Origin of the sequence: Halomonas sp. SIMBA_159 (genome assembly GCF_046536035.1) — a bacterium.
Taxonomy (GTDB): domain Bacteria; phylum Pseudomonadota; class Gammaproteobacteria; order Pseudomonadales; family Halomonadaceae; genus Vreelandella; species Vreelandella venusta_A.
In genome coordinates this window covers 1-234 of sequence record NZ_JAWJBT010001686.1, presented here as the reverse complement: position 1 = coordinate 234, position 234 = coordinate 1, and the positions used below count along the sequence as shown (strand labels likewise).

Below are 234 nucleotides of genomic sequence, written 5' to 3'. Positions count from 1 at the left end.
AGCGTTTTGCTGATGCTATCGTTATTACTAGACATTACGTGCCAGCCTCCGCTTGATATTGGCCTGAGCCACGAAGAAATCAAATAATGGTGCAAACAGGTTTGCAAACAGTATTGCTAACATCATACCTTCCGGGTAAGCCGGGTTAACAACACGGATCATTACAACCATGAAACCGATAAGAATACCGTAAGCCCATTTACCTTTGTCAGTGAAAGAAGCAGATACCGGGTC

Annotated in this window: 1 protein-coding gene; it reads right to left on the bottom strand. The window is 44.0% G+C overall.

Translation table 11 applies throughout. The features are described 5' to 3' along the window. Positions 1 to 27 precede the first annotated feature (27 nt). Positions 28 to 234, bottom strand: a 207-nt coding sequence (locus tag R0J87_RS24955) for an RnfABCDGE type electron transport complex subunit D (protein ID WP_498889717.1), incomplete at its 5' end; no start/stop codon positions are given.